Origin of the sequence: Micromonospora sp. NBC_00421 (assembly GCF_036017915.1) — a bacterium.
GTDB lineage: Bacteria > Actinomycetota > Actinomycetes > Mycobacteriales > Micromonosporaceae > Micromonospora.
This window is the reverse complement of the sequence record NZ_CP107929.1, coordinates 1,291,586-1,317,866: the sequence shown is the minus strand read 5'-3', so window position 1 is coordinate 1,317,866 and position 26,281 is coordinate 1,291,586. Positions and strand designations below refer to the sequence as shown.

Here is a 26,281-nt window from a genome sequence, read left to right as displayed (position 1 = left end):
TCATGCCTGCCTGCCGAGTTCGTTGTCGAGTGCCGCGAAGAGGTCGTCGTCGGTGTCCAGTTCGACGGCCGGCAGGGTCGGCCCTCCGTCCACCATCCGGAGCAGCCTGCGCAGTTGCGCGGCGATCGTTCCTGCGAGGGCGACGCCGTCGGGCGTGTCCGGGGTGGCGATGACGGCCTCCAGGGCGTCCAGTGCTTTCTGGACGGGATCCTGCTGCTGGCCGATCAGGTGACCCCGCAGGTGTTCGGCCAGCGCTGCCGTGGTCGGGTGGTCGAAGACGAGCGTGCTGGGCAACCTCAGCCCGGTGGCGGTGTTGAGCCTGTTGCGGAGCTCGACGGCGGTGAGCGAGTCGAGGCCCAGGTCCATCAGACCGCGCCGGGCGTCGATCGTCAGTGGTGCCGGGTGGGCCAGCACGACGCCGACCTGCTCCTTGACGAAGGAGAGCAGCAGCGCCTCCTGCTCCGCCTCGCCCATCCCGGTGAGCCGTTGTGCCAGCGGGATCTCCACGGGCGTGGTGTGCCGGTCCGTTCGTCGCCCGGCACGCACCAGACCGCGGAACAGCTCAGGCAACGTGTCTCCGAGGGAGCGCAGCGCGGCAGGGTCGAGCGCCACCGGCGCGAGCACCGGTCGGGATCCGAGGTCACCGTCTGCCTGTGCCGTCCTGTCGGCGACCATGACCAGGTCGAGCGCCGCGAGTGCCTGGTCGGTCGGCATCGGTAGCACCCCGTTGCGCATCAACCTGGACCGATCGGCCTGTTCGAGCTCGTCGGCCATTCCGCCCTGCCACATCCCCCAGGCCAGGGACACTGCGGGCAGGTCGACGCCGCGACGGTACTCGGCCAGCGCGTCCAGGAAGGTGTTACCCGCGGCGTAGTTGGCCTGTCCTGCGTTGCCCACCAGGCCGGCGACGGAGGAGAAGAGGACGAAGTCCGTCAGCTCCAGTCGGGCGGTCAGCTCGTGCAGGTTCCAGGCCGCCTGCACCTTCGGCCGCAGGACCCGGGCGAGGCTCTCCGGGGTCATCGCCGCCACGGTGGAGTCCTCGACGACTCCGGCCGCGTGCACCACCGCGGCGAGCGGGTGTTCGTCCGGGATCGAGGCGAGCAGCTCGGCCAGCGCCCCACGGTCGGCCACGTCGCAGGCCGCCACCCGCACGTCGGCACCGAGCGCCGTCAACTCGGCCACGAGGTTCTCCGCGCCGCCCCGCCGGCTGGTGAGCAGCAGCCGGCGGGCGCCACGGTCCTCCACCAGGTGCCGGGCGACCAGGGCACCGAGCGCCCCGGTGCCACCGGTGACCAGCACCGTACGCTGCGGGTCGAACCGGCCGTCGGAGTCCGGGCGTCGGACCGGCTGCGGCACCCTCACCAACCTGGTCACGTAGGCGTGTCCCCCGCGCAGCTCGAGCTGTGGTCGCGGATCTGCCAGAGCCGCTGCGCGCAGTTCCTCGCTGGCCGGCAGGCCGTCGGTGATCACATGCTGGAATCGCCCCGGGTGTTCCGACTCGGCAGCCCGGATCAGCCCGGACAGCGCGCTGTGCGCCAGTTCCCCCGTGCTGATCACGGCGAGTCGTGTTCCGATCGGCCTGTCGGTGTCGAGCCACTGCTGCAACACCGCCAGCACCTCTCCCGTGACCTCGGCCGTCGCCTCCGGGGAGGCTGGACGTACCGGAAGGACGACCACGTCGGGAACGGCCACGCCGTCCGCGGTCAGGGCGGCGAGGTTCCGATGGCACCCGGCGTCGAGCCCCAGGTCGTCGGAGCCGAGAACCGCGATGCTCGTGGCACCCACGGTGGCGAGTTCCACCGCGGTGCGCTCCACCGCATACACGTCCGGATGGGGGTGGCCGGTCAGCGTGCCGGTCGGCAGCGCTCGTAGCGTCAGCGACTCGACGGTGGCTGCCAACGTTCCGGTGTCGTCGGCGATGCGCACCGCGACGGCTCCGCTCCCGCCGACCGAGAGCTTCACCCGCAGGGGGCCGGGCCGGATCACCGACAGCTGGACACCGCCGAAGGAGAAGGGCAGCCGGATCTCCGCCGACTCCTCCAGGAGCAGCGCATGCAACGAGGCATCGAACAGCGCCGGATGCAGGACGAATCCATCAGTGTCGACGTCTGCCCGTACCTCAGCGTAGAGGTCGTCACCCGACCGCCAGGCCGCCTGGAGTCCCTGAAAGGCCGGGCCGTACCCGTAGCCGTGGCCGGCGAGGCGGTCGTACAGGTCGTCGACCGGCTGTGGTTCGGCGTCGGCTGGAGGCCAGGACGCCAGCTCGGGGTCGGGATGCGGGCTGAGGGGAATGGCAGCGACCACGCTTCCGGTGGCATGCCGGCCCCAGACGTCGCCGTCCTGGTCTCCACGGGAGTGGATCGCCACCGGCCGACGGCCGTCCGCATCCGGGCTGCCGACGGTGATCTGCAGCCTGAGCGCCCCTGCGTCGGGAAGGACCAGGGGTTCCTGGAGGGTCAGCTCCTCCAGTCGCTCGCAACCGACCGCGGCTCCCGCATGCACGGCGAGCTCCACCAGGGCCGTCCCGGGGACCAGCAGGGTGTCGGCGACGGTGTGGTCGGCGAACCACGGGTGGCTACGGGCCGACACCCGGCCGGTGAACAGCACACCGTCGGAATCCGCGAGCGGCACCCCGGCTCCGAGCAGCGGGTGCCGCGCGCAGTCCAGGCCCGCCGAGGTGACGTCGTCGCTGCCACGCCCCTCGGTCAGCCAGTAGTGCCGGCGTTGGAACGGGTAGGTCGGCAGGTCCACGGCCCGGCCGGCGTTCTCGCCGAACAGGGCACGCCAGCGCACCGGCACGCCTCGGACATGGGCGTGGGCCACGGCGGTGACGACGGTATGCGGCTCGGGACGCCCAGCGCGCAGCACCGGGACCAGCAGTGCCGCCGCGTCGAGGAAATCCTGTCCCATGGCGCTGAGCACGCCGTCCGGGCCGAGTTCCAGGAAGGTCCGCACGCCTTCGGCCTCCAACGCGCGTGCCGCATCCCAGAAGCGCACCGGCTGGCGGACGTGGCGGACCCAGTACTCCGCAGTGGTCAGTTCCTCGACGGTGGCCAGCGTCCCGGTCAGGGTCGACACGATCGGGATGGTGGGCGGGGCGAAGGCGAGGTCCTTCGCGACCGCGTGGAAGTCGTCGAGCATCGCGTCCATGTGCGGGGAATGGAAGGCGTGGCTGACTCGGAGCCGCTTGGTCCTCCGCCCCTGAGCGGTCAGTTCCGCTCCGACCGCCGCGACGGCCGCCGTGTCCCCCGAGAGGACCACCGAGGTGGGGCCGTTGACGGCGGCGACACCCAGCAGGTCCTCCCGTCCGTCGAGCAGCCTCAGCACCTCCCGCTCGTCGGCCTCGACGGCGAGCATCGTTCCGCCACCGGGCAGGGACTGCATCAGCCGGCCACGGGCCGCGACCAGCTTCGCGGCGTCGGCCAGCGAGAAGACGCCGGCGACATGCGCGGCTGCCAGTTCGCCGACGGAGTGACCTCCGAGGAAGTCCGGCCGTATCCCCCAGCCCTCGAGGAGCCGGTAGAGCGCCACCTCGGTGGCGAACAGGGCGGCCTGGGCGACATGGGTCCGGTCCAGCGACGCGGGGTCCTCACCCCAGAGAACGTCGAGCAGAGGCTCGTCCAGCCACCGGTCGAGCTCGCCGCAGACGGCGTCCAGGGCGTCGGCGTAGCCGGGGTAGGCGGAGTACAGCTCCCGGCCCATACCGATTCGCTGGCTGCCCTGACCGGTGAAGAGGAAAGCGGTCCGACCGGCCACAGGCGTGCCACGCACGCTCAGCGCGGCGAGCCCGCCGACCGCTTCCGGGACGGTGGCTGCCACCACCACGGCCCGGTGCGCCAGCCCGGCACGCCCCGTGGCCAGCGTGCTTCCGGTCGACGCCAGGTCCTCCTGCGTGGCTCCGGCGAGGACCGCGCCGACCTGATCGGCCTGCGCCAGCAGCGCCGCCTCGTTGTGCGCGGACAGCACCAGCGGCACGATCGGCATCGGCGGGGGCGGCGAGACCGCCTCGGTGGCCGGTGGCTGCTCGACGATGACGTGGGCATTGGTACCACTGATGCCGAAGGAGGAGACGCCCGCCCGGCGCGGACGTCCGGATTCGGGCCAGGGCACCGCCGTGGTGAGGAGTTCCACCCGGCCGGCGGACCAGTCCACGTGCGGGCTGGGCTCGTCGATGTGCAGGCTCTTCGGCACCGTTCCGTGCCGCATCGCCATGATCATCTTGATGACGCCGGCAACACCCGAGGCGGCCTGGGCGTGCCCGATGTTCGACTTCAGCGAGCCCATCAGGAGGGGGGACGTGCGTTCCTGCCCGTACGTGGCGAGCACCGCCTGGGCCTCGATCGGGTCACCCAGTGTGGTGCCGGTGCCGTGGGCCTCCAACACGTCGACGTCCGCCGGGACCAGCCCCCCGTTGGTGAGTGCCTGGCGGATCACCCGTTCCTGGGAGGGACCGTTGGGGGCGGTGAGACCGTTGCTCGCACCGTCGTTGTTGACGGCGGTGCCCCGCAGGACCCCGAGGATCCGACGGCCGTTGCGCCGGGCGTCGGAGAGCCGCTCCAACAGGAGCACTCCGGCGCCCTCGGCCCACGCCGTGCCGTCCGCCTGCGCGGAGAAGGACTTGCAGCGGCCGTCCGGTGCCAGGCCGCGCTGCCGGCTGAACTCCACGAACAGCGTCGGCGCGGCCAGCACCGTCACACCCCCTGCCAACGCCAACCCGCACTCACCGTTGCGTAGTGCCTGCGCGGCGAGGTGGATCGAGACCAGCGACGAGGAGCAGGCAGTGTCGACGGTGATCGCCGGTCCCTGCAGGCCGAACGTGTAGGCGACCCGGCCGGAGGCGACACTGACCGTGCTACCGACCGACAGGTAGCCCTCCAACGCGTCGGGGGCGTCCTTCAGACGTGCGGCGTAGTCGTTTGCCATGACACCGGCGAACACACCGGTCTGGCTGCCCTTGAGCGAGGTCGGGTCGATACCGGCACGCTCGAACGCCTCCCAGCAGATCTCCAGCAGCAGGCGCTGCTGCGGGTCGATGGCCGTGGCCTCCCGCGCACTCACGCCGAAGAGCTCGGGATCGAACTGCGCGGCGTCGTAGAGGAATCCGCCGTGCCGGGTGTACGAGGTGCCCACGTGATCCGGGTTCGAGTCGTACAGGTTGTCCAGGTCCCAGCCACGATCGTCCGGGAACGGCCCCACCCCGTCCCGCTCGTCGGACAGCAGCGCCCACAGCTCCTCCGGCGAGGCGACCTTCCCCGGGTAGCGACAGGCCATCGCCACGATCGCGATCGGCTCGTCCGGAACACCGGCGACCGGTTCGGCCACGGACGCCCCGGTCGCCGCACCGACGAGCGCCGTCCGCAGGAAGCCCGCCAGCTCGACCGGATCGGGGTGGTCGAACACCAACGTCGCGGGCAGCTTCAGCCCGGACACCGCGTTCAACCGGTTGCGCAGTTCCACCGCCTTGAGCGAGTCGAAGCCCAACTCGCTGAAGGCTCGGTCGGTGGCGACCTGGTCGGCGCGGGTGTACGCCAGTACCGACGCCACCGTGTCCCGAACCAGCTCCAGCAGTACGCGCTGCTGGTCCTGGGCCGGCAGGCCCGCCAGTCGCTCCCGGAGCGGGCTTCCACCTGTCGGCTCGCCGACCGCCACCCGCCGCGCCGGGCGCACCAGTGCGTGGAAGAGAGCGGCCAACGTGCCGTCCTCGCTCCGCCGCCGTAGTCCGGTGTGGTCCAGCAGTGCCGGAACGAGTACCGGGCGACCGGTCGCCAGGGCGGCGTCGAACAACGTCAGCCCCTGCTCACTGCTGATCGGCGCGATTCCGCTTCGGGACATCCGGGCCAGGTCGGCGTCGGTCAGGTGGGCGGTCATCCCGCTGTCGGCGGCCCACAGGCCCCAGGCGAGCGAGGTGCCCGGCAGCCCCAGCGCCCGACGGTGGAGCGCCAGGGCATCCAGGTAGGTGTTGGCCGCCGCGTAGTTGGCCTGTCCTGCGGTGCCGACCGTGCCGGCCAACGAGGAGAACAGGACGAACGCGTCCAGGTCCAGGCCCGCCGTGAGCTCGTGCAGGTGCCGGGCACCATCGATCTTGGGACGCAGCACGGTGTCGAGCTGCCCGGCCGTGAGTGCCTGCAGCGTGCCGTCGTCGAGCACGCCGGCGGTGTGGAGCACAGCGGTGAGCGGATGCTCGGCGGGAACACCCTCCAGTACGGTGGCGACCGCCGCCCGGTCGGCGATGTCGCAGGCGACCACGGACAGCTCGGCTCCGTGCGCGACGAGTTCGGCCTCCAGCTCCAGCATGCCCGGGGCCTCCCGGCCACGGCGGCTCACCAGCAGCAGGTGCCGTACGCCGTACGCGGCGACGAGATGGCGGGCGAACAGCTGGCCCAGCGTGCCCGACGCACCCGTGAGCAGCACGGTGCCCCCGGGGTCCAGCGCAGGCGCCGGGTGGCTGGTCGCAGGCGACCTGACCAGCCGCGGCACCAGCAGCGCCCCGTCCCGCAGGCACGCCTGTGCTCCCGGCACGGCCAGCGCACGGCCCAGCTCGGCCGCGGAGAGGTCCCACTGCGTCACGTCCACCAGGCCGAACCGATCGGGGTGCTCGGACATCGCGGTACGCACCAGCCCCCAGACGGGAGCCGAGCCGAGGCCGGCCTCCGTGCGGGCGGTGGTCGCGTCACGGGTGACGAAGACCAGACGCGCATCGCCGAACCGCGCGTCGGCGAGCCATTCCTGGGCCAGCCGCAGGGTGCTGTGTGCCACGGCACGGGGATCCCCGTCGGCGACGGGGACCACGACGAGCTGCGGACCCCCCTCGATGCCGGAGAGGTCACGGTAGGTCCCCAGCGGGGCGGGCAGCCCGTGGCCGGACCCGTCGAGCACGGCCCACCGGGTGATCGTGGGGCCGGCACCGACGGCCGTCCACTCCACCTCGAGTAGCGGTTGGTCCGCAGTGGTCCGACCGGCCAGCTGCGCAGGGTCGACCGACCGTAGGCCCAGCGATGTCACCGTCGCGATCGGCGCACCGCCGGCATCGGCGAGGGAGATCGCGGTACCCGAGCCGGCAGGGGTGAGCCGCACCCGCAGCATGTTGGCGTTCGCCGCGTGGAGCCGGACGCCCGTCCAGGCGAACGGCAGCACCAGCCGGCCGCCCTCGGCGAGCGCCAGCGGATGCAGCGCGGCATCGAGCAGGGCCGGGTGGATCCCGAACCCGTCCGGGGCGACGTCCGTCGGCAGGGCGACCTCGGCGAACATCTCCGTCCCGGCGCGCCACAGCGCCCGCAACCCCTGGAAGGTCGGGCCGTACTGGAAGCCCCGCTCGGCGAGCGTGTCGTACGCCGCGGACAGATCCACCGGCTCCGCGCCGGCGGGAGGCCAGGCGGCGGCGTCCCGCGCCCCCGTGCGCGCCTGCGCGCGGCCCAGCGTTCCGGTGGCGTGCAGGGCCCATGGGCTCGGCAGCGCGTCGACGGCCCCGGGTTCCGGCCGGGAGTGGATCGACAACGCACGCCGACCCTCCTGGTCCGGAGCGTCGACCGCGACCTGGAGTTGCACCGCGCCGCGGCCCGTGAGCACCAACGGAGCCTCCAGCGTCAACTCGTCGAGTTGGTCGAGACCCGTGTGGTCACCCGCCCGGATCGCGAGGTCGACGAAGGCGGTGCCGGGGAGCAGCACGGTGCCCGCCACGGCGTGGTCCGCCAACCACGGCTGCCCGCTGAGGGAGATCCGTCCGCTCAGGACCAGCTTGTCCTCGTCGGCCGCCATCCAGAGGGCAGCCCCGATGAGCGGGTGGCGTTCGGCGGCCATGCCGAGCCCGCCGGCGTCCCCGGCTGGCGGCGGGCCTTCGAGCCAGTGGCGTTGCCGCTGGAACGGGTACGTGGGCAGGTCGACCGGTCCACCGGCGGCGCCGACCACCGCCGACCAGTCGACCGGCACCCCGTTGACGTGTGCCGCGGCGACCGAGGCCAGGAAGCGGTCCGGTCCACCGTCGTCGCGCCGCAGCGATCCGACGACCACGGCCCCGCGTACGCCGGCGTCGTCGGCGGTGTCACCGAGCGCCGAGGTGAGCACCGGGTGGGCACTGACCTCGATGAAGACACGGTACCCGTCGCGGAGCAGCGCACGGACGGCCTCCTCCAACCGGACGGTCCGGCGGAGGTTGCGGAACCAGTACCCACCGTCGAGTTCCGGACCGCTCAGCGGCTGCCCGGTGACGGTGGAGAAGAAGCTGATCTCACCGGTACGCGGCGTGACGCCGGCCAACAGCTCCCGTAGCTCGTCCTCCAACAGGTCGACGTGGGCGGAGTGGGAGGCGTAGTCGACCGGAACGGTGCGGGCACGGTATCCGTCGACCTCACTCTGCGCGACGAGGTCGGCCAGCGCCTGCGGGTCACCGGAGACGACGGTGCTCGCCGGGCCGTTGTGGGCGGCGATCTCGACCGCTCCGCCCCAACGGGCGACGAGCGCGCGAACCTCGTCGGCCGGCAGCGCCACCGACACCATCCCGCCCGTGCCGGCCAGCTTCACGATCGCCCGGCTACGCAACGCGACGATCTTCGCCGCGTCCTCGATCGATAACACCCCGGCGACCACCGCCGCCGCGATCTCGCCCTGTGAGTGACCGACCACCGCATCGGGCTCGACGCCCACCGAACGCCACAGCGCCGCCAGCGACACCATCACCGCCCACAACGCGGGCTGCACCACATCGACCCGGTCGAGACCGGCCGCGCCGTCCACACCGCGCAGCACGTCCAGCAGCGACCAGTCCGTGAACGGCGCCAGCGCCTGCCCACACTCCGCCAGCCGCGCGGCGAACACCGGGGAGGAGTCGAGGAGTTCGAGCGCCATGCCCTGCCACTGCGAACCCTGACCCGGGAAGACGAACACCGTCCTGCCCCTGCCGGAGGCGACGGCCTGCACCAGGTTCGGCGCGGAACCGCCCGAAGCCAGTGCCTCGAGACCCGCGAGCAACTCGTCGCGGTCCGCCCCCGTGACGGCCGCCCGGACCGGAAGGTGCGGAACCCGCGTCGCAAGAGCCGAAGCGATCACCGCCGGCTCCACGACCGACGAGGCCAGAAGTCCGCGGAGCTGGCCCGCGCGGGCCACCAGCGCCGTCGCACTCTTGGCGGACACCACAATCGGAAGCCCCGCTACGACCGGGCCACCTGCCACGATCGGCTCCGGTCCCTGTTCCAGGACCACATGCGCGTTCGTGCCGCTGATCCCGAACGACGACACCGATGCGCGACGCGGACGACCGCGCTCCGGCCACTTCTGCGCCTGCGTCAGCAGTTGCACCGTGCCCGCCGTCCAGTCGACCTCGGGGGTCGGCTCGTCGACGTGCAGGGTCGCCGGAAGCTCACCGTGACGCATCGCCATCAGCATCTTGATGATGCCCGCCACACCCGCCGCCGCCTGCGTGTGACCGATATTCGACTTGATCGATCCAAGCCACAGGGGCTGGTCACCGGACCGCTCCTGACCGTAGGTCGCCAGGAGCGCCTGCGCCTCGATCGGGTCACCCAACCGGGTACCCGTGCCGTGCGCCTCCACGGCGTCGACATCGGAGGCCGTCAACCCCGCGTTGGCCAGAGCCTGACGGATCACCCGCTGCTGGGACGGGCCGTTCGGGGCGGTGAGACCGTTGCTCGCACCGTCCTGGTTGACCGCGGAACCCCTGATCACCCCCAGGATGTCGTGCCCCAGCCGGTGCGCGTCCGACAGCCGCTCCAACACCAGCACGCCCGCACCCTCGGCCCAGCCCGTGCCGTCCGCCGACGACGAGAACGCCTTGCACCGCCCGTCCGGTGACAACCCCCGCTGCCGGGAGAACTCCACGAAGGTGTTCGGCGTCGACATCACCGTCACCCCACCGGCAACCGCCATCGAGCATTCGCCCCGACGCAACGCCTGTGCTGCCAGATGCACCGCCACCAACGACGAGGAACAGGCCGTGTCCAGGGTCACCGCCGGCCCCTCCAGGCCGAACGTGTACGCCACCCGGCCCGACAGCACACTCGCGATCGTGCCCGTCAGCAGATGGCCCTCGAACCCCTCCGGAGCCCTCCCCCACCGCGACCCGTAGTCGTTGTACATCACACCCGCGTACACCCCGGTCGAGGAACCGGCCAGCGAGGCGGGATCGATACCTCCCCGCTCCAACGCCTCCCACACGACCTCGAGCAACAGGCGTTGCTGCGGATCCGTCGCCACCGCCTCACGCGGACTCAGCCCGAAGAACTCCGCATCGAAGTCCGCAGCGTCGTAGAGGAAACCACCCCTACGCGTGTACGACTTGCCGGTCCTTCCCGGATCCGGGTCGAAGAGCGCGTCCACGTCCCAGCCGCGATCCGCCGGGAACTCGTCGATCGCATCCCGGCCCGCCGCCACCAGCCGCCACAGATCCTCCGGCGAACCGACCCCACCGGGATAACGGCACCCCATACCGACCACGGCGATCGGCTCGTCCGAACCGAGGTCGTGCGCAACCACGGACGGGGCGACAACCGGTCCGGACACCTCGAGTCGAGCCAGCAGGAAGTCCGCCACCGCCCCCGGCGACGGGCAGTCGAAGACCAACGTGGCCGGCAACCGCAGACCCGTCAGTTCGTCGAGCCGGTTACGGAACTCCACACCGGTCAGCGAATCGAAGCCGGCGTCCCTGAACGCCCTGCCGGGATCGACGTCGGCACCAGCGCCGTACCCGAGCACGAGGGCGACGGTCTCCCGTACGGTCTCGAGCACCGCTCGTGCCCGGTCGTCGGGAGAGAGCGGGGCCAGCCGTCGGGCCCAGGACGAGCCGGCGCCGGGGGCGACGCCCGTCGCCTGCCGACGGCGTGCCCGGACCAGGCCGGTGTACAGGCCGGGGAGCCCGGTGCCCTCGGCCAGGGCGCGTAGCGCACCCAGGTCCAGCTCGGCCGGGACCAGCAGCGGCTCCGCCGAACCCAGCGCGGCGTCGAACAGCGCCATGCCCTGTTCCGGGTGCAGCGGGAGGACTCCGCTGCGCTTCCAACGCGCGACGTCCGCATCTCCGAGGCCGCCGGCCATGCCCTCGGCGCTGTCCCACAGCCCCCAGGCGAGCGAGGTGGCGGGCAGACCCTGCGCCCGGCGGTGCTGCGCGAGAGCGTCCAGGAAGGTGTTCGCCGCAGCGTAGTTCGCCTGACCGGCGGTGCCCACCAGACCTGCGATGGACGAGAAGACCACGAAGGCGGACAACCTGCGGTCGCGGGTCAGCCGGTGGAGGTTCCAGGCCGCGTCCACCTTCGGGCGCAGCACCCGCTCCAGCTGACCCGCCGTCAGCGACCCGACCGTCGCATCGTCCAGCACGCCTGCCGTGTGCACCACAGCGGTCAGTGGACGATCCGCCGTCACCTCGTCCAACAGACCGGCCAACGCGTCGAGATCCGACACGTCGCAGGCGGCCACCGAGGCCCGCGCACCCCACGTCGCCAGCTCCGCCACGAACTCCGCAGCGCCCGGAGCCGCACCACCACGGCGACTCACCAGCAGCAGATGCCGCGCACCGTGGTGCGACACCAACCGCCGCGCCACGAGACGACCCAACGTACCCAAGCCACCGGTCACCAGGACCGTTCCCTCCGGGTCCATGCCCCCCGGGGCCGGGCCTTCCGGGGCCGGGCCCGCCGCCACGGCCGCGACCACACCCGAAGCCGGTGCCAGCCTCGGTACGAACAGCCCACCGCCGCGCACCGCGACCTCGGGCTCACCCGACGCCAACGCCACCGGCAACAGCGCCGCCCCACCCTCGTCCAGGTGGACCAGGGCCAGCCTGCCCGGATGCTCGGACTGGACGGTCCGGACCAGGCCCACGAGCGCCGCCGTGGGTAGCGCGCCGTCGGGCAGGACCACCACCAGGCGACTCTCGGCGAACTGCCGGCTGGTCAACCACTCCTGCACCACCTGCAGACCGCGCACCGTCGTCACGTGGGTCTGCAGAGGCACGTCAGCCGGGGCGTCGGTAGCTAGTTCCTGACCACTGACCACCACGAACTCCGGTGCCGGGAGGCCCGCGTCGACAGCGGCACGGAGTGCCCCGAGGTCAGCGTGCGGCGCCTCGCCCACGCGAACCCACCGCTGCTCGTCGACGGGATCGACCGGAGGCACGGCATCCCAGTCCACGCGGTACAGGGACGCCACGGCCGGACCGGCCGGTGCGAGCCGATCACGGTCGACAGGTCGCAGGGAGACCGCCCCGATCGTCGCCACCGGCGCGCCGGCCCCGTCCGCGACAGCGAGGCGCGCAGTGTCCTGGCCGGTACGGGTCCAGCGGACCCTCAGCACCGTGGCGCCGACCGCGTGCATGGTGAAACCCGAGAACGAGAACGGCAGGCGGATCGTGTCGCCCTCCTGCGCCGCCTCCAGTACCAGCGGGTGCAGGGCCGCGTCGAGCAGAACGGGGTGCACGCCGAAACGACCGGCCTCGTCGTGCAGCTGGTCGGGCAGCGCGACCTCGGCGAAGAGATCGTCCCCGACGCGCCAGGCCGCACGGAGACCGCAGAAGGCCGGTCCGTACCCGTAACCCCGATCGTCGAGGCGGTCGTAGACGCCCTCCAGCGGGATGGCGACGCCATCAGCAGGCGGCCACTGGTCCAGGCAGACACCTGCCGAGGGGGCGAAGGGCGTGAGCAGGCCGGCCGCGTGGGCGGTCCACTGCCCTGCGCCGGTCCTGGAGTACACCGTGAACCGACGGTCTCCGCGCGTATCGGCCCGCTCGACGGTCAGCCGGATCGAGACTGCGGCGGTTGCGGTCAGCGTGAGGGGTGATTCGAGGGTGAGCTCCTCGACGGTGGCGTGTCCGAGTTGCTCGGCGGCATGACCGGCCAGTTCCAGGAACACCGTTGCCGGCACCAGGACCGTCCCACCGATCGTGTGATCTGCCAACCACGGTCGCGTCGACAACGACAACGACCCGGAGAACTGCACCCCGCCGCCGTCCGGTTCCGCGATCACCGCAGCCAGCAGCGGATGGTCCGCAGCCGTCAGTCCCAGACTCTCCACGTCACCGGCACGCGGGCCGTCCAGCCAGAAGCGTCGGCGTTGGAAGGCGTACGTCGGTAGATCCACCACACCCACACCCGGCAACAACCGCTCCCACTCCACCCCCACCCCATGCACATGCACACGCGCCAGAGCCGTCACCAGAGAACGCCGCTCCGAACGCCCCCCACGCAACACCGGAACCACCACCACATCCTCGACACCCCCCAAACACTCACCCACCAAACCCGCCAACGTCGCATCCGGCCCCAACTCCACAAACGCCGACACACCCAACCCCACCAACGTGCCCACACCATCAGCGAACCGCACCGCCGACCGAGCCTGCACAGCCCAATACTCCGCCGAAAACCCCTCCACCAACCCACCCGTCACATTCGACACCACCGGAATCCGCGGAACCGAATACGTCAACCCCCGCGCCACCTCAGTAAGCTCCTCCAACACCCCATCCAAACACGCCGAATGAAAAGCACAACCCACCCTCAAACGAGTCGCCCGCACCCCCTCCGCCCGAGCCAACTCCAACACCTCCAACACCGCACCCTCATCACCCGAAACCACCGTACTCACCGGACTGTTGAACCCCGCCACACCCACACCCGAACGCCCCTCCAACCACCCCGACACCCGCTCCCCACCCACATTCACCGCCACCATCGCCCCACCCACACCCTCCATCAAACGCCCCCGCGCACACACCAAACGCGCCGCATCCCCCAACGACAACACACCCGACACATGAGCCGCCACCACCTCACCCACCGAATGACCCACCACAAAATCCGGCACCACCCCGTAATGAACCAACAAACGAAACAACGCCACCTCAACCGCAAACAACGCCGGCTGAGTAAACACCGTCCGCCCCAAAAGCTCCGGCTCACCCTCAATCACCGAAACCAAAGAACGATCCAAAAACACATCAAGAGCCGCAACAACCTCATCAAAAGCAGCCGCAAAAACCGGCTCACTCACATACAACTCACGCCCCATACCCACCCGCTGACTACCCTGCCCCGAAAACACAAACGCCACCCCACCACCCGACACCACACGACCCGACACCACCCCACCACCCACCACACCCGCAGCCAAACCCCGAACACCCGCCAACAACTCCTCCCGACCCTCCCCCACCACCACCGCACGATGATCAAAACCCACCCGCGACACCGCAAGCGAACGACCCACCCCCACCACATCCCACCCCGAACACCCCTCCAAAAACGACACCAACCGCCCCGCCTGACCAACCACAGCCTCCACCGACCTACCCGAGACCACCCACGGCACCACACCCGACGCCGCAGGCTCCGCCGCCAGCGAAGCCTCGATCTCCGGGGCCTGCTCGACGATGAGGTGCGCGTTGGTTCCGCTCACGCCGAAGGACGACACACCCGCCCGGCGCGGGCGGCCCACCTCCGGCCACTGGCGGGGCCGCGTCAACAACTCCACGGCGCCGGCCGACCAGTCGACCTCGGGGGTCGGCTCGTCCACGTGCAACGTCGCGGGCATCACCCCCGCGCGCATCGCCATCACCATCTTGATCACACCCGCCACACCCGCCGCGGCCTGCGTGTGACCGATGTTCGACTTCAACGAGCCGAGCCGGAGCGGCTCCTGGCGGTCCCGACCGTAGGTTGCCAGCAGCGCCTGCGCCTCGATCGGGTCACCCAACCGGGTACCCGTACCGTGCGCCTCCACCACGTCCACCTCCGCGGCGGACAACCGCGCGTTCGCCAACGCGGCCCGGATCACCCGCTCCTGCGAGGGGCCGTTCGGGGCCGTCAGACCATTGCTCGCGCCGTCCTGGTTCACCGCGGAACCACGGATCACCGCCAACACCCGACGCCCACCACGCACCGCATCCGACAGCCGCTCCAACACCAGCACACCCACACCCTCGGCCCAACCCGTCCCGTCCGCCGACGACGAGAACGCCTTGCACCGCCCATCCGGCGACAACCCCCGCTGCCGGGAGAACTCCACGAACATGCCGGGGGTCGCCATCACCGTCACCCCACCGGCGAGCGCCATCGCACACTCACCCTGACGCAACGACTGGGCAGCCAGATGAAGCGCGACCAACGAGGACGAACACGCCGTGTCGACAGTGACCGCCGGCCCCTCCAACCCGAAGGTGTAGGCCACCCGACCCGACGCGACGCTTGCGGTGTTACCCGTCAGCAGATAACCGTCATGTCCGCCGGACGGCTCGTGCAGCCGTGGCCCGTACTCCTGCGCCGTCGCGCCGACGTACACGCCGGTGCGGGTGCCGCGCAACCCGGCCGGGTCGATCCCGCCGTGCTCGATGGCCTCCCACGCCGTCTCCAGCAGCAGCCGCTGCTGCGGATCCATCGCCGCCGCCTCGCGGGGGCTGATGCCGAAGAACTCGGCATCGAACCGGTCCGCGTCGTGTAGGAAACCACCAGTGGTGGCGTAGGTCTTGCCGGGGCTGTCCGGATCGGAGGCGAAGAGCGAGTCGAGGTCCCAGCCGCGGTTGGTCGGAAACCCGTCGATCGCATCGACCTCGCCGTTGACCAGACGCCAGAGGTCCTCCGGAGAGGCGACCCCTCCCGGCAGCCGACAGGCCATGCCCACGATCGCGATCGGCTCGTCGAGGGCGGCGGCCCCGTACGTGTCGTCACCCTGGCGCTGACCCTCGTCCAGGCCGAGGAGCTGACCGCCGAGGTGTTCGGCGAGTACCGCCGGGGTCGGGTAGTTGAAGAGGAGGCCGGAAGGCAGGGAGAGCCCGGTGACCCTGTTCAGCGCGTCGCGAAGCTCGACGGCCGCGAGGGAGTCGAAGCCCAGGTCGTTGAATGTCGTGTCGATGTCCACGTCGCGCGCCGATCCGTGGCCGAGGACCGCGGCGACGTGCGTACGGACCAGCTCCAGCTCATCGCCGCGCGACGCGGACCGCTTCGGGGCGCTCCGCCCGGCCGCGACGGGCGGGACCTGAGCCGGCGCGACCGCCGGGTCGTCCAGCCAGAAGCGTCGGCGTTGGAAGGCGTACGTCGGTAGATCCACCACACCCACACCCGGCAACAACCGCTCCCACTCCACCCCCACCCCATGCACATGCACACGCGCCAGAGCCGTCACCAGAGAACGCCGCTCCGAACGCCCCCCACGCAACACCGGAACCACCACCACATCCTCGACACCCCCCAAACACTCACCCACCAAACCCGCCAACGTCGCATCCGGCCCCAACTCCACAAACGCCGACACACCCAACCCCACCAACGTGCCCACACCATCAGCGAACCGCACCGCCGACCGAGCCTGCACAGCCCAATACTCCGCCGAAAACCCCTCCACCAACCCACCCGTCACATTCGACACCACCGGAATCCGCGGAACCGAATACGTCAACCCCCGCGCCACCTCAGTAAGCTCCTCCAACACCCCATCCAAACACGCCGAATGAAAAGCACAACCCACCCTCAAACGAGTCGCCCGCACCCCCTCCGCCCGAGCCAACTCCAACACCTCCAACACCGCACCCTCATCACCCGAAACCACCGTACTCACCGGACTGTTGAACCCCGCCACACCCACACCCGAACGCCCCTCCAACCACCCCGACACCCGCTCCCCACCCACATTCACCGCCACCATCGCCCCACCCACACCCTCCATCAAACGCCCCCGCGCACACACCAAACGCGCCGCATCCCCCAACGACAACACACCCGACACATGAGCCGCCACCACCTCACCCACCGAATGACCCACCACAAAATCCGGCACCACCCCGTAATGAACCAACAAACGAAACAACGCCACCTCAACCGCAAACAACGCCGGCTGAGTAAACACCGTCCGCCCCAAAAGCTCCGGCTCACCCTCAATCACCGAAACCAAAGAACGATCCAAAAACACATCAAGAGCCGCAACAACCTCATCAAAAGCAGCCGCAAAAACCGGCTCACTCACATACAACTCACGCCCCATACCCACCCGCTGACTACCCTGCCCCGAAAACACAAACGCCACCCCACCACCCGACACCACACGACCCGACACCACCCCACCACCCACCACACCCGCAGCCAAACCCCGAACACCCGCCAACAACTCCTCCCGACCCTCCCCCACCACCACCGCACGATGATCAAAACCCACCCGCGACACCGCAAGCGAACGACCCACCCCCACCACATCCCACCCCGAACACCCCTCCAAAAACGACACCAACCGCCCCGCCTGACCAACCACAGCCTCCACCGACCTACCCGACACCACCCACGGCACCACACCCGGGTCGGACTCGGCGGCAGGCGACTCCGCCGCCGCGGACCCGGTGCACCAGTCGGAAAGGACCACGTGACAGTTGGTGCCGCCCATACCGAACGAGCTGACGCCCGCGAAGAGCGGCTCGTCCGGGCGTGGCCACGATCCGAGGCTCTCCTGTACGGCGAGCTTCGACTCGTCGAACGCGATGTCGGGGTTGGGGTTCTCGTAGTTCAGGCTCGGCACGAGCTCGCGGTGACGGATGCAGAGCGCCGCCTTCAGCAGGCCGACGACGCCGGCCGCACCCTCAAGGTGTCCGACGTTGGTCTTCACCGAGCCGACCCGCAGCTCGGCTCCCCGCACGCGGCCGTCACCGAGCACCGCGCCCAGGGCCGCCGCCTCGATCGGGTCGCCCAGCTTGGTGCCCGTGCCATGCAGCTCGACGTACTGCACCTGCTCCGCCGAGACCCCGGCACGTTCGTACGCCTGCCGCAGGACGTCCTGCTGGCCGGCCGGACCAGGCACGGTGAGACCCTCGGTGGTCCCGTCGTTGTTCATCGCGCTGCCGTGCAGCACGCAGTAGACCGGGTCGCCGTCCGCCACGGCGGCGCGCAGCGGCTTGAGCACCACGAACGCGCCGCCCTCACCCCGCACGTACCCGTTCGCCCTCGCATCGAAGGTGAAGCTGAGGCCGTCCGGTGACAGCGCACCGAACCGCTCGGCGCTGATGGTGCTCTCCGGCGCCACGATGAGGTTGACGCCGCCGCAGATGGCCATGGTGGACTCGCCACGCCGCAGGCTCTCGACTGCCAGGTGCACAGCGACAAGTGAGGAGGACTGACCGGTGTCCACCGCCGCACTCGGCCCGTGCAGACCCAGGGTGTGGGAGATGCGGTTGGCGATGATCCCGCGGTTGAGGCCGGTCAGGGTGTGGCGGGTGATGCCTTCGGCCCCTTGCCGATGCGTGAGGGCGGCGTAGTCGTCGGCGATGACGCCGACGAAGACACCGGTCCGGCTGTCGGCAAGAGCGGACGGCAGGATCCTGGCGTCCTCCAGAGCTTCCCAGGCCAGCTCGAGCATCAGCCGCTGCTGTGGATCCATCGACGAGGCCTCACGCGGACCGATGCCGAAGAAGCCCGCATCGAAGCCGCTGACGTCCTCGAGGTAGCCCCCCGGCCGCGAGGGCAGTTCGGGGCGGCCCGCCGGGGGCGCGCCAATGGCGCTGCGGCCGTCGCGCAGGAGCTGCCACAGCTGGGCCGGGCTCTCCGCCTGCGGGAGTCGGCAGGACATACCGACGATGGCGATCGCCTCGGTCGACGTCGGCGTGTCCGCTGGGAATTCAACCATGGTCGAGCCGCCCTACCTGTTGTCACGTACGATGTCTGGTCGCCGCACCCGCAGCCGTGCCGCGCGTGTCTCGCCGATCTGATCCCGCCTGGCGCAGGATGCCGACGCCTTCCACGGCGCGCGCCGCGCCGGATCGGAGTCGGTCGGCCTCATCCGCGAAGCCACTCGTTCCTCAGGACACCGGAGGACGACTCCGGTTCCGTCGGACAGTCGGGTCGTGTCGATTGCCGCTACACACCGGCGGTCGACCCGTACGTCGAGACGAGGATCCGCTTGAGGACCTTTCCGCTCGGCCCTGTCGGGAGAGCGTCGGTGAACTCGACCCGACGCGGGTACTTGTATGCGGCGAGACGCTGTCTGCCCCACTCGACGAGTTCTTCACCCGTTCGCGCGGCGACGTCCTGCGCCGGGACGACGATCGCCCAGACCTCCTCACCGAGCACAGGGTGCGGAACACCGATGACCGCCACCTGCGCCACGGCCGGGTGCCCGACCAGGACCTCCTCGATCTCGCGCGGATAGACGTTGTAGCCGCCCCGCAGGATCAGGTCCTTCTTACGGCCCACGATCGAGAGGTAGCCGTCGCCGTCCAGCCTGCCGAGATCGCCGGTGCGGAACCAGCCGTCGATCAGGACCTCGGCGGTGGCATCGGGACGACCGAGATATCCGGCCATCACGCTGGGAGCGCGCACCACGATCTCGCCCACCTCACCGACCGGCAGGAGATCGGTCCGGTCGGTGTTCGGCCGAGCTACCCCGACGGTGATGCCGGTGATCGGCACACCGACGGTTCCGGGTCGGAAAGTCAGGCCCGGATAGTGGTAGGCGACGCTACAGGAGGTCTCGGTCATCCCGTAGCCCTCGTACACCGGACATCCGAACACGCGTCGGACGTCGTCGAGGGTCTTGACCGCAAGCGCCGAGCCCCCGCTGTAGACGCGGTCGAGCCGGGGAACGGGCTCTCCCTGGGCCACCGCATCGAGCAGCTTGACGTACATGGTCGGCACGCCCATGAACACCGTGCAGTGGTGTCTCCTCATCAGAGCCAGGGCCTCCCGGCCGGAGAACCTCGGCATCATGACGATGGATATACCGGCCCGGAAGCCGGTCAGCATGCCGCAGATCTGACCGAAGCCGTGCGCCAGTGGCAGACACCCGAGCAGTACGTCGTCGCTGCGGAACGCGTACGGGGTGGTGACCATCCGCTCGACGTTGTACAGGATGTTCCGGTGGGTGAGCATCACGCCCTTCGGGTCGCCCGTCGTGCCGGAGGTGTAGAACACGACCGCGACGTCGTCGGGTTCCCGCACGGCGGGACCGTCGATCGGCGCCGTGTCCTGTGCCGCGTTCTCCAGGTCGACAGTGCCCGCGGGGCCGGGGCCGACGGTGAGAAGGACCGTGCCGAGCGGCCCCGTCGCCTCTCTCGCCTGGGCGAGCAACGAGGAGGCGCACACCAGGAAACGGGCGTCGGCGTCGGTCAGTACGTGTGCGATCTCCGACGCGGTCGCCATGACGTTCAGCGGGACGACCACGGCGCCGGTCGCCAACACGCCGAAGTACACGACGGGGAACTGCGGGGTGTCGACCACGAGCAGCGCGACCCGGTCTCCCGGCCGCACCCCGCTGGCCCGCAGCACGGCGGCGTGGCGACGCGCCTGTTCCCACAGCCGTCCGTAGGTGAGGTGCTCCGACCCGTGGATGACGGCGACGTGGTCGGGTAGCCGCGTGGCCGTGTCGGCCAGCACGTCGGCGACGGACATGGTCATTACGGCAGCAGTCCGTCTGTCACGGCGGTGCGGGCACCGCCACCGCAGAGTCCTGACCTCGACCAGTCCCGGGCGCTCGCGGTCGGGATGTCCAGTTCCTTCCAGACCTCCTGAAGGGCCTGGGCGAAGTTCTCGACGTCGTGCTGGTCGTGCACGGCGGACGGAGCGATCCGCAGGATCTCCTCGCCCGCCGGCACGCTGGGGGCATTGATGGACTGGACATAGACCCGGTGCCGCTCGAACAGCAGCTGGGACGCCCGCTTGCAGGTGGCGTCGTCACCGACGAAGGCCGAGACGATGTGGGAGTCCGTCGAGATGAACGGGATGTCGGCCGCGATCAGAAGGCTGTGCAGAAGACGGGCGTTCTCCGAGAGGGTCTTCCGCTCCACGTCCGAGGACCGCAGGTATTGAACCGACGCCAGCGCACCGGCCGCGATCGCCGGCGGCAGCGAGGTGGTGAAGACGAACGAGCGCGAGTAGGTCCGCACGGCGTCCACGAGGGCCGCCGGCCCCGCGATGTAGCCGCCGACCGTTCCGTACCCCTTTGCCAAGGTGCCCATCACGACTGTGAACCGGTCGGCGATGCCCTCCCGTGCGGCGATGCCGGCACCCTGCGGGCCGTACATGCCGACCGCGTGGACCTCGTCGATGAAGGTCGTGGCACCGTACCTGTCGGCGATGTCGGCGATCTCGGCCAGCGGTGCCACATTGCCCGACATGGAATAGACGGTTTCCACGACGATGAACTTCGGGCGGTCAGCGGGGGTCGCCGCGATCAGTTCTTCCAGGTGAGCGACGTCGTTGTGCCTGAAGACGTGCTTCTTCGCGCCGCTGTGCCGGAGACCGTCGATGATGGAGGCATGGTTCTTTGCATCGGAAAATACGACTGTATCTTCCGGCATCCTCGCCAGGATGGAGAGGGATCCTTCGTTGGCCGTGTATCCCGAGGTGAAGAAGAGCGCGGCATCCTTGCCGTGCAGGGCCGCCAGCTCATTTTCGAGAAGGACGTGGTAGTGGTTTGTCCCACCGATGTTCCGGGAGCCTCCGGAGCCTACGCCATGGCTATCGATCGCGGCTTTCATGGCCGTGATCACCTGACGGTTCTGACCCATTCCGAGATAGTCGTTGCTGCACCATACACTTACTTCCGAATCCACCCCGTCGCGCCGCGCGGTGGCCATGGGGTAATTGCCGGAACGACGGCCGATCTCGAGGAACTCGCGTTTGCTTCCAGCAAGATCGTCAGTAGTTTTTCCGGTCAGGTATGACGCCAGGTGGACGTTCATTCACTCGCCTTCTCGACGTAGCGGTTCGATCGGTATGCGAACCCGGAGGTCCAGGTCAGACGGACTGCGCCCTCAGGAGCACCTTGTCGGGCTTGCCGTTGCTGTTCATCGGCAGCGCACTCAGGACATTGAACTTCTCGGGCACATGAATCGGGGACAGCGTCTCAGCAATTCCCGCGCGAATGGTCTCCACGTCGACCACCTCGGCCGGATCGCATTCGATCGCGGCATGGATGTGCTCGCTGCCATCCTCGTCCCGCACGCCGTAGACGGCGGCGTGCCGGACGCCCGGATGGGAGAGAATCTCCGCCTCGAGGACGATCGGGTGGACCTTGACGCCGCCGACCTTGATGACGTCGGCCACCCGACCCAGGAGAGTCAGATATCCTCGCTCGTCGAGACGGCCGATGTCCCCGGTGGAGTACCAGCCGTCCCGGAGGACCCGGGCAGTCAACTCCGGGTCGCGGTGGTAACCATCCATCATCTGCGGTGAGCGGACGCGGACCTCACCGACCTCCCCGACCGTCAGTTGCGCACCCGAATCCGGGTTGCAGACGACGACGTCCACCTCGGGAAAGGGACGCCCGACGGTGGCTGCGAGCTGCGGGTCGCCGTGCTCCGGAGGTGTCAGGGTCGTGATCCGACCGCTCTCGGTCGTGGCGTAGCCCTGCGCCAGGACGGGGCCGAAGAGCCGGAAGGCCTGGGCAATTCTGGCGGGTGCCGCGGGGCTGCCGCCGTAGATGATCCGCTTCAACGTGGACAGGCCCGCGGCCTCCACGGCGTCACTGTCGCGGACTCCCCGCTCGAGCAGGTGGTCGATGAGTTGGAACACGTGGTTCGTCGCCATGAACGTCCACGAGATCTCCTTCTCCGTGCTGACGGTGTGCACGAAGCTCCCGGCGTCGAAGCTCTCCTGGAGGTGGAGGGCTCCGCCCATGGCGAGGACGGCGTCCACCAGCGGGGCAACGCCGTGACTCAGCGGGGTGGAGGCCAACATCGAGCCACAGCCGGCTTCACCACCGAGCTGCATCCAGGCACGCGAGGTGGCTTCCCACGCGCGGCCCGACAACCGGATGCCCTTGGGCCGCCCCGTGCTGCCACTCGTGAAGCCGATGAAGGCCAGCGCGTCCGGCTCCCACGACTCGGCACCCGGGGTGTCGGCAACCCCGACCCGGGAGACCTCGTCGCGTTCCCCAGGATCGAGACGGGTCACCGGGACACCACCACCGTCGGCGAGCTTTGCCGCACGCTCCGCACTCTCGGCATCGGCATAGACGGTCACAGCTTCGGTCTCGCGCAGGATCTGGATCTGGTGATCCAGCGGAAGGACCGTCGTCCTGGTGCCGGGATTGGTGGTCCGCAGATAGCACACGGCACCGCCGAGCAGTTGTGTCGCGTACCGCGCGGTGAGCATCTCGGGGCTGTTCGGTGCGACCAGGATCGCCACCACGTCCCCCTTGCCCACTCCGCGGTCGCGCAGCGCAAGAAACGTTTCAGTCACGGACCGGATCAGGTCACCGCCAGAGAACACCTCGCCACGCCAATAGGCGACCTCACGATCCGGCGCGGCAGCGAGCAGTGAGAGGATCTCCGAAACGTAACTTTGGCTAGCGCTCCACCAATGCTCGGGCAGGTTCATGTGACCTTCCTTTTATTTCGCCAACGTGAGCGATGCCGTCCGATCGGACCGCTCAATCCTTGTCACACGCCCGACGTGGGCGCCAGATCGTTCGACTGGCTACAACGGGGTGTCGGATGGCCGCCCGATCCGGGTAGCCGATCGGTGCACCCGCCGTACGGTCACCCGGAGGGGTCGACCTCCTAGGTCCCGGTCGGCGGCCCGCGCCACCGCGTCAGCGATCTCCGACCGGCCCGAACGTGATCACCCTCCCGGACGAGGGCCGCCACGGCAGCACCCGGTCGAAGCAGACCGCGACGCATCATGAAGAAGGCTCGGTGCTGGTCCCGCCGACGACGGGCGGATGAGACCGAGTGCGGCTATTGGTGAATCAAGACCAGGCGAGGCCACAGGCGGCTGCGAACTGCAAGGCACTGAGATTTTCATCTCCGGCCGTAGGGTTTACACCCGGTCGGGAGACACCGACCCTATGCTTGCCACCGGATCACCTGGGACCCGATCGGGCCGAGGAAGAGCACCAATACAAGGATCTGCGAATGGGCCGGAAATCTGCTCTGAAGAATGGCACCGCCGGCATCAGCAAGGTGATGTCAAGTAGCGAAGCGCCGACCTCCAACGCAGAGGACGGCCCACGTCGGTCCGCGGTCGCCGAGGAACAGGAGTTTCTCGGCCTGGCCCTGGCCCGGCGCGACAAGCTTGTCGACCACCTACAGACCGAGCTTTCGGCAGAGGCCCTGGACGCGTTGGAACGGGCGCGGCTGCGCATGCTCCGCCAGCAGTACGAGGAGCTACAGCGGGCACAGGAAGGGCTGGTCTTCGGCCGCCTCGACGGTCTCGACGGCACCGTGCGGCACGTGGGCCGGGTCGGTCTCCGCAACGACGACGAGGACAGCGAGCCGCTGCTGCTGGACTGGCGCGCTCCCGCGTCCCGGCCGTTCTACACCGCGACGGCTGTCGATCCGCAGGGGCAGGCACGACGCCGGCACATCCGTACGCAGGGCTCGGCCGTCGTCGGCGTCGACGACGAGCCCCTGGACGGGACCATGACGGCGGAACTCGTCGGCGAAGGCGCCCTGCTGGCCGCCCTGGACCAGCGGCGTACCGGTCGCATGTCGACGGCGATCTCCACGCTGCAACGCGAACAGGACGACATCATCCGGGCGGAGGCGACCGGCCCGTTGATCGTGCAGGGCGGTCCCGGCACCGGCAAGACCGTGGTGGCCCTGCACCGCGTCGCCTATCTGCTCTTCACCCACCCACAGATGGCGGACCAGGCGGTCCTGGTCCTCGGCCCCTCCCCGCGGTTCCTGGAGTACATCGCCCAGGTGCTGCCGGCGCTCGGTGAGACCGCCGTCGTCTCGGCGACCTGCGACACGCTGCTGCCCGAGATCCGGGTGGGACGCGACGAGAGCCGGCTTCTCGCCGAGATCAAGGGCCGTGCCCTGTGGCAGCCCGCGCTCGAGGACTACGTCACGTCGCTGCTCCCCCGGGCCCGCGAGCTGAAACTGCGGTGGGAGGGGGAGTTCTACGTCATCGACGCCACGACAGTGGCCCAGGCACTCACCTCGGTGCAGGGGCGCCCGTACCACCGGGCCCGCCAGGCGTTCGCCGAGCAGCTGCACCACCTCCTCGCCGACGCCGTCGTCGAGCAGCGCGAGACGCTGATGAACGAGATGGAGGAGGGCTTCGAGGACATCCTCGCCCGTGTCGACCGGAGCATGCAGCATGACCACCGTCCTGACCGGGGGTCCACCGGCAGCGACGTCGACGGACTGTTCTCCGAGGAAGAAATCGATGAGCTTCGGTCCCACATCGCGGAGAACGCGACAATCGCCCGCTTCGTCGAAGCATGGTGGCCCACGCGCGATGCCGAGACCCTGCTTGGTGACCTCCTGACCGACCGCACGCTGCTGGCCCGCTTCGCTCCGGCGTTGTCCACGGAGGAGATCACCGCCGTCGCGGCCGAGCCCGCACCGTGGGCATCGAGCGACATCCCCCTCCTCGACGCCCTCGCCGACCTGCTCGGCGAGGTGGAAGCCCCGCCACCACCCGGCGGGTTCGTCGCCGACCACGCGCGCCGCCAGCGCGGCTGGGTGTACGGCCACGTCGTCATCGACGAGGCGCAGGAGCTGTCCGAGATGCAGTGGCAGATGGTCCTCCGACGGTGTCCCAGCCGCTCCATCACGGCGGTCGGCGACATCGACCAGGCGGAGGCAGCGCACCGGCACACCAGTTGGGCCCAGGCGGTGCGCGCAGCTCTGGGAGAACGCTGGACCGCTGCGGAACTGACCATCTGCTACCGAACCCCGCGTGAGGTCATGGAGCTCACCGAACCCGTCCTGAGGCGAGCCGGTAGCCACAGCGTGCCGCCCCGGGCGGTACGCTCGTCCGGCATCGCCCCCTGGGAGCTGACGGTCACGTCCGAGGAGCTCGCCGGAGCCGCCACCCGAGCCGTACGACAGCTGCAGGAACGGTGGCACGGCGGTACGGTCGGGGTGATCGCCCCCGCCGACCGCGTCGCCGGACTCCTCGCCCTGCTGACCGATGTGCCGGTGCTCACCGCAGCCCAGTCCAAGGGGCTGGAATGGGATGCGGCGCTCCTCGTCGATCCCCAGGGCATCGCCGCTGAACCCCGCGGTTGGAACGGCCTCTACGTCGCGCTCACCCGGTGCACCCAGGAACTCGGGCAGTTGGTTCTCGCGTAGCAACCGCCGCCTTCCCACGTGCCGACAGCGATGGTCCGCGACCGGGCCGTGTACGACGGCGAGTGGTGGCGGCTGCTGAGCCCGCTCCTCGTCAACCCGGAAGGCTGGTACCGGGTGCTGGTCAACGGTGCTGCCCTGTTGCTGTTCGGCAGCGTCGCCGAGTCGGTGTCCGGCCGGGTGCTCTCCGGGCGGTCCGGGCTCCCCGTGGGTTGGTCGACCGGCGGGTCGCATCGTACGAGCCCGGTTCGTGCGGTTGAATTCAGGCTGTCGCCGTGTCCCGGGAGCGTC

General features: G+C 69.9%; 5 protein-coding genes. 1 reads left to right on the top strand and 4 read right to left on the bottom strand.

All coding sequences use genetic code 11. From position 1 onward, the window contains the following. From OHQ87_RS05975 to OHQ87_RS05960, 4 genes are all read right to left on the bottom strand, one after another. Positions 1-18,597, bottom strand: coding sequence for a type I polyketide synthase (locus OHQ87_RS05975; RefSeq protein ID WP_328345676.1), 18,597 nt, complete (start codon positions 18,595-18,597; stop codon positions 1-3). Positions 18,598-18,827: 230 nt separating this feature from the next. Next, a complete protein-coding gene (locus tag OHQ87_RS05970; RefSeq protein WP_328345674.1) occupies positions 18,828-20,363 on the bottom strand; it encodes a long-chain-fatty-acid--CoA ligase in 1,536 nt (511 codons plus the stop codon). Then, the gene (hemA, locus tag OHQ87_RS05965) at positions 20,363-21,649 is read right to left on the bottom strand and encodes a 5-aminolevulinate synthase (RefSeq protein ID WP_328345672.1); all 1,287 of its coding nucleotides are present in this window, start codon (positions 21,647-21,649) and stop codon (positions 20,363-20,365) included. The genes OHQ87_RS05970 and hemA overlap by 1 nt, the downstream gene beginning before the upstream one ends. 55 nt (positions 21,650-21,704) lie before the next feature. Beyond that, positions 21,705-23,288 carry a class I adenylate-forming enzyme family protein gene (locus OHQ87_RS05960; RefSeq protein WP_328345671.1) on the bottom strand — a complete coding sequence of 528 codons (1,584 nt, stop codon included), beginning with the start codon at positions 23,286-23,288 and terminating at the stop codon, positions 21,705-21,707. Positions 23,289-23,653: 365 nt separating this feature from the next. Between OHQ87_RS05960 and OHQ87_RS05955 the strand changes: the two genes are divergently transcribed. Continuing rightward, positions 23,654-25,993 (top strand): HelD family protein, encoded by a 2,340-nt coding sequence (locus OHQ87_RS05955; RefSeq protein ID WP_328345669.1) that lies wholly within the window; start codon positions 23,654-23,656, stop codon positions 25,991-25,993. The last annotated feature ends 288 nt before the right edge of the window (positions 25,994-26,281 follow it).

What these genes read in the sequence shown, in the direction of transcription:
- hemA (WP_328345672.1), bottom strand. Translation starts at nt 21,649, where the DNA reads ATGAACGTCCACCTGGCGTCATACCTGACCGGAAAAACTACTGACGAT.
- OHQ87_RS05970 (WP_328345674.1), bottom strand. Translation starts at nt 20,363, where the DNA reads ATGACCATGTCCGTCGCCGACGTGCTGGCCGACACGGCCACGCGGCTA.
- OHQ87_RS05975 (WP_328345676.1), bottom strand. Translation starts at nt 18,597, where the DNA reads ATGGTTGAATTCCCAGCGGACACGCCGACGTCGACCGAGGCGATCGCC.
- OHQ87_RS05960 (WP_328345671.1), bottom strand. Translation starts at nt 23,288, where the DNA reads ATGAACCTGCCCGAGCATTGGTGGAGCGCTAGCCAAAGTTACGTTTCG.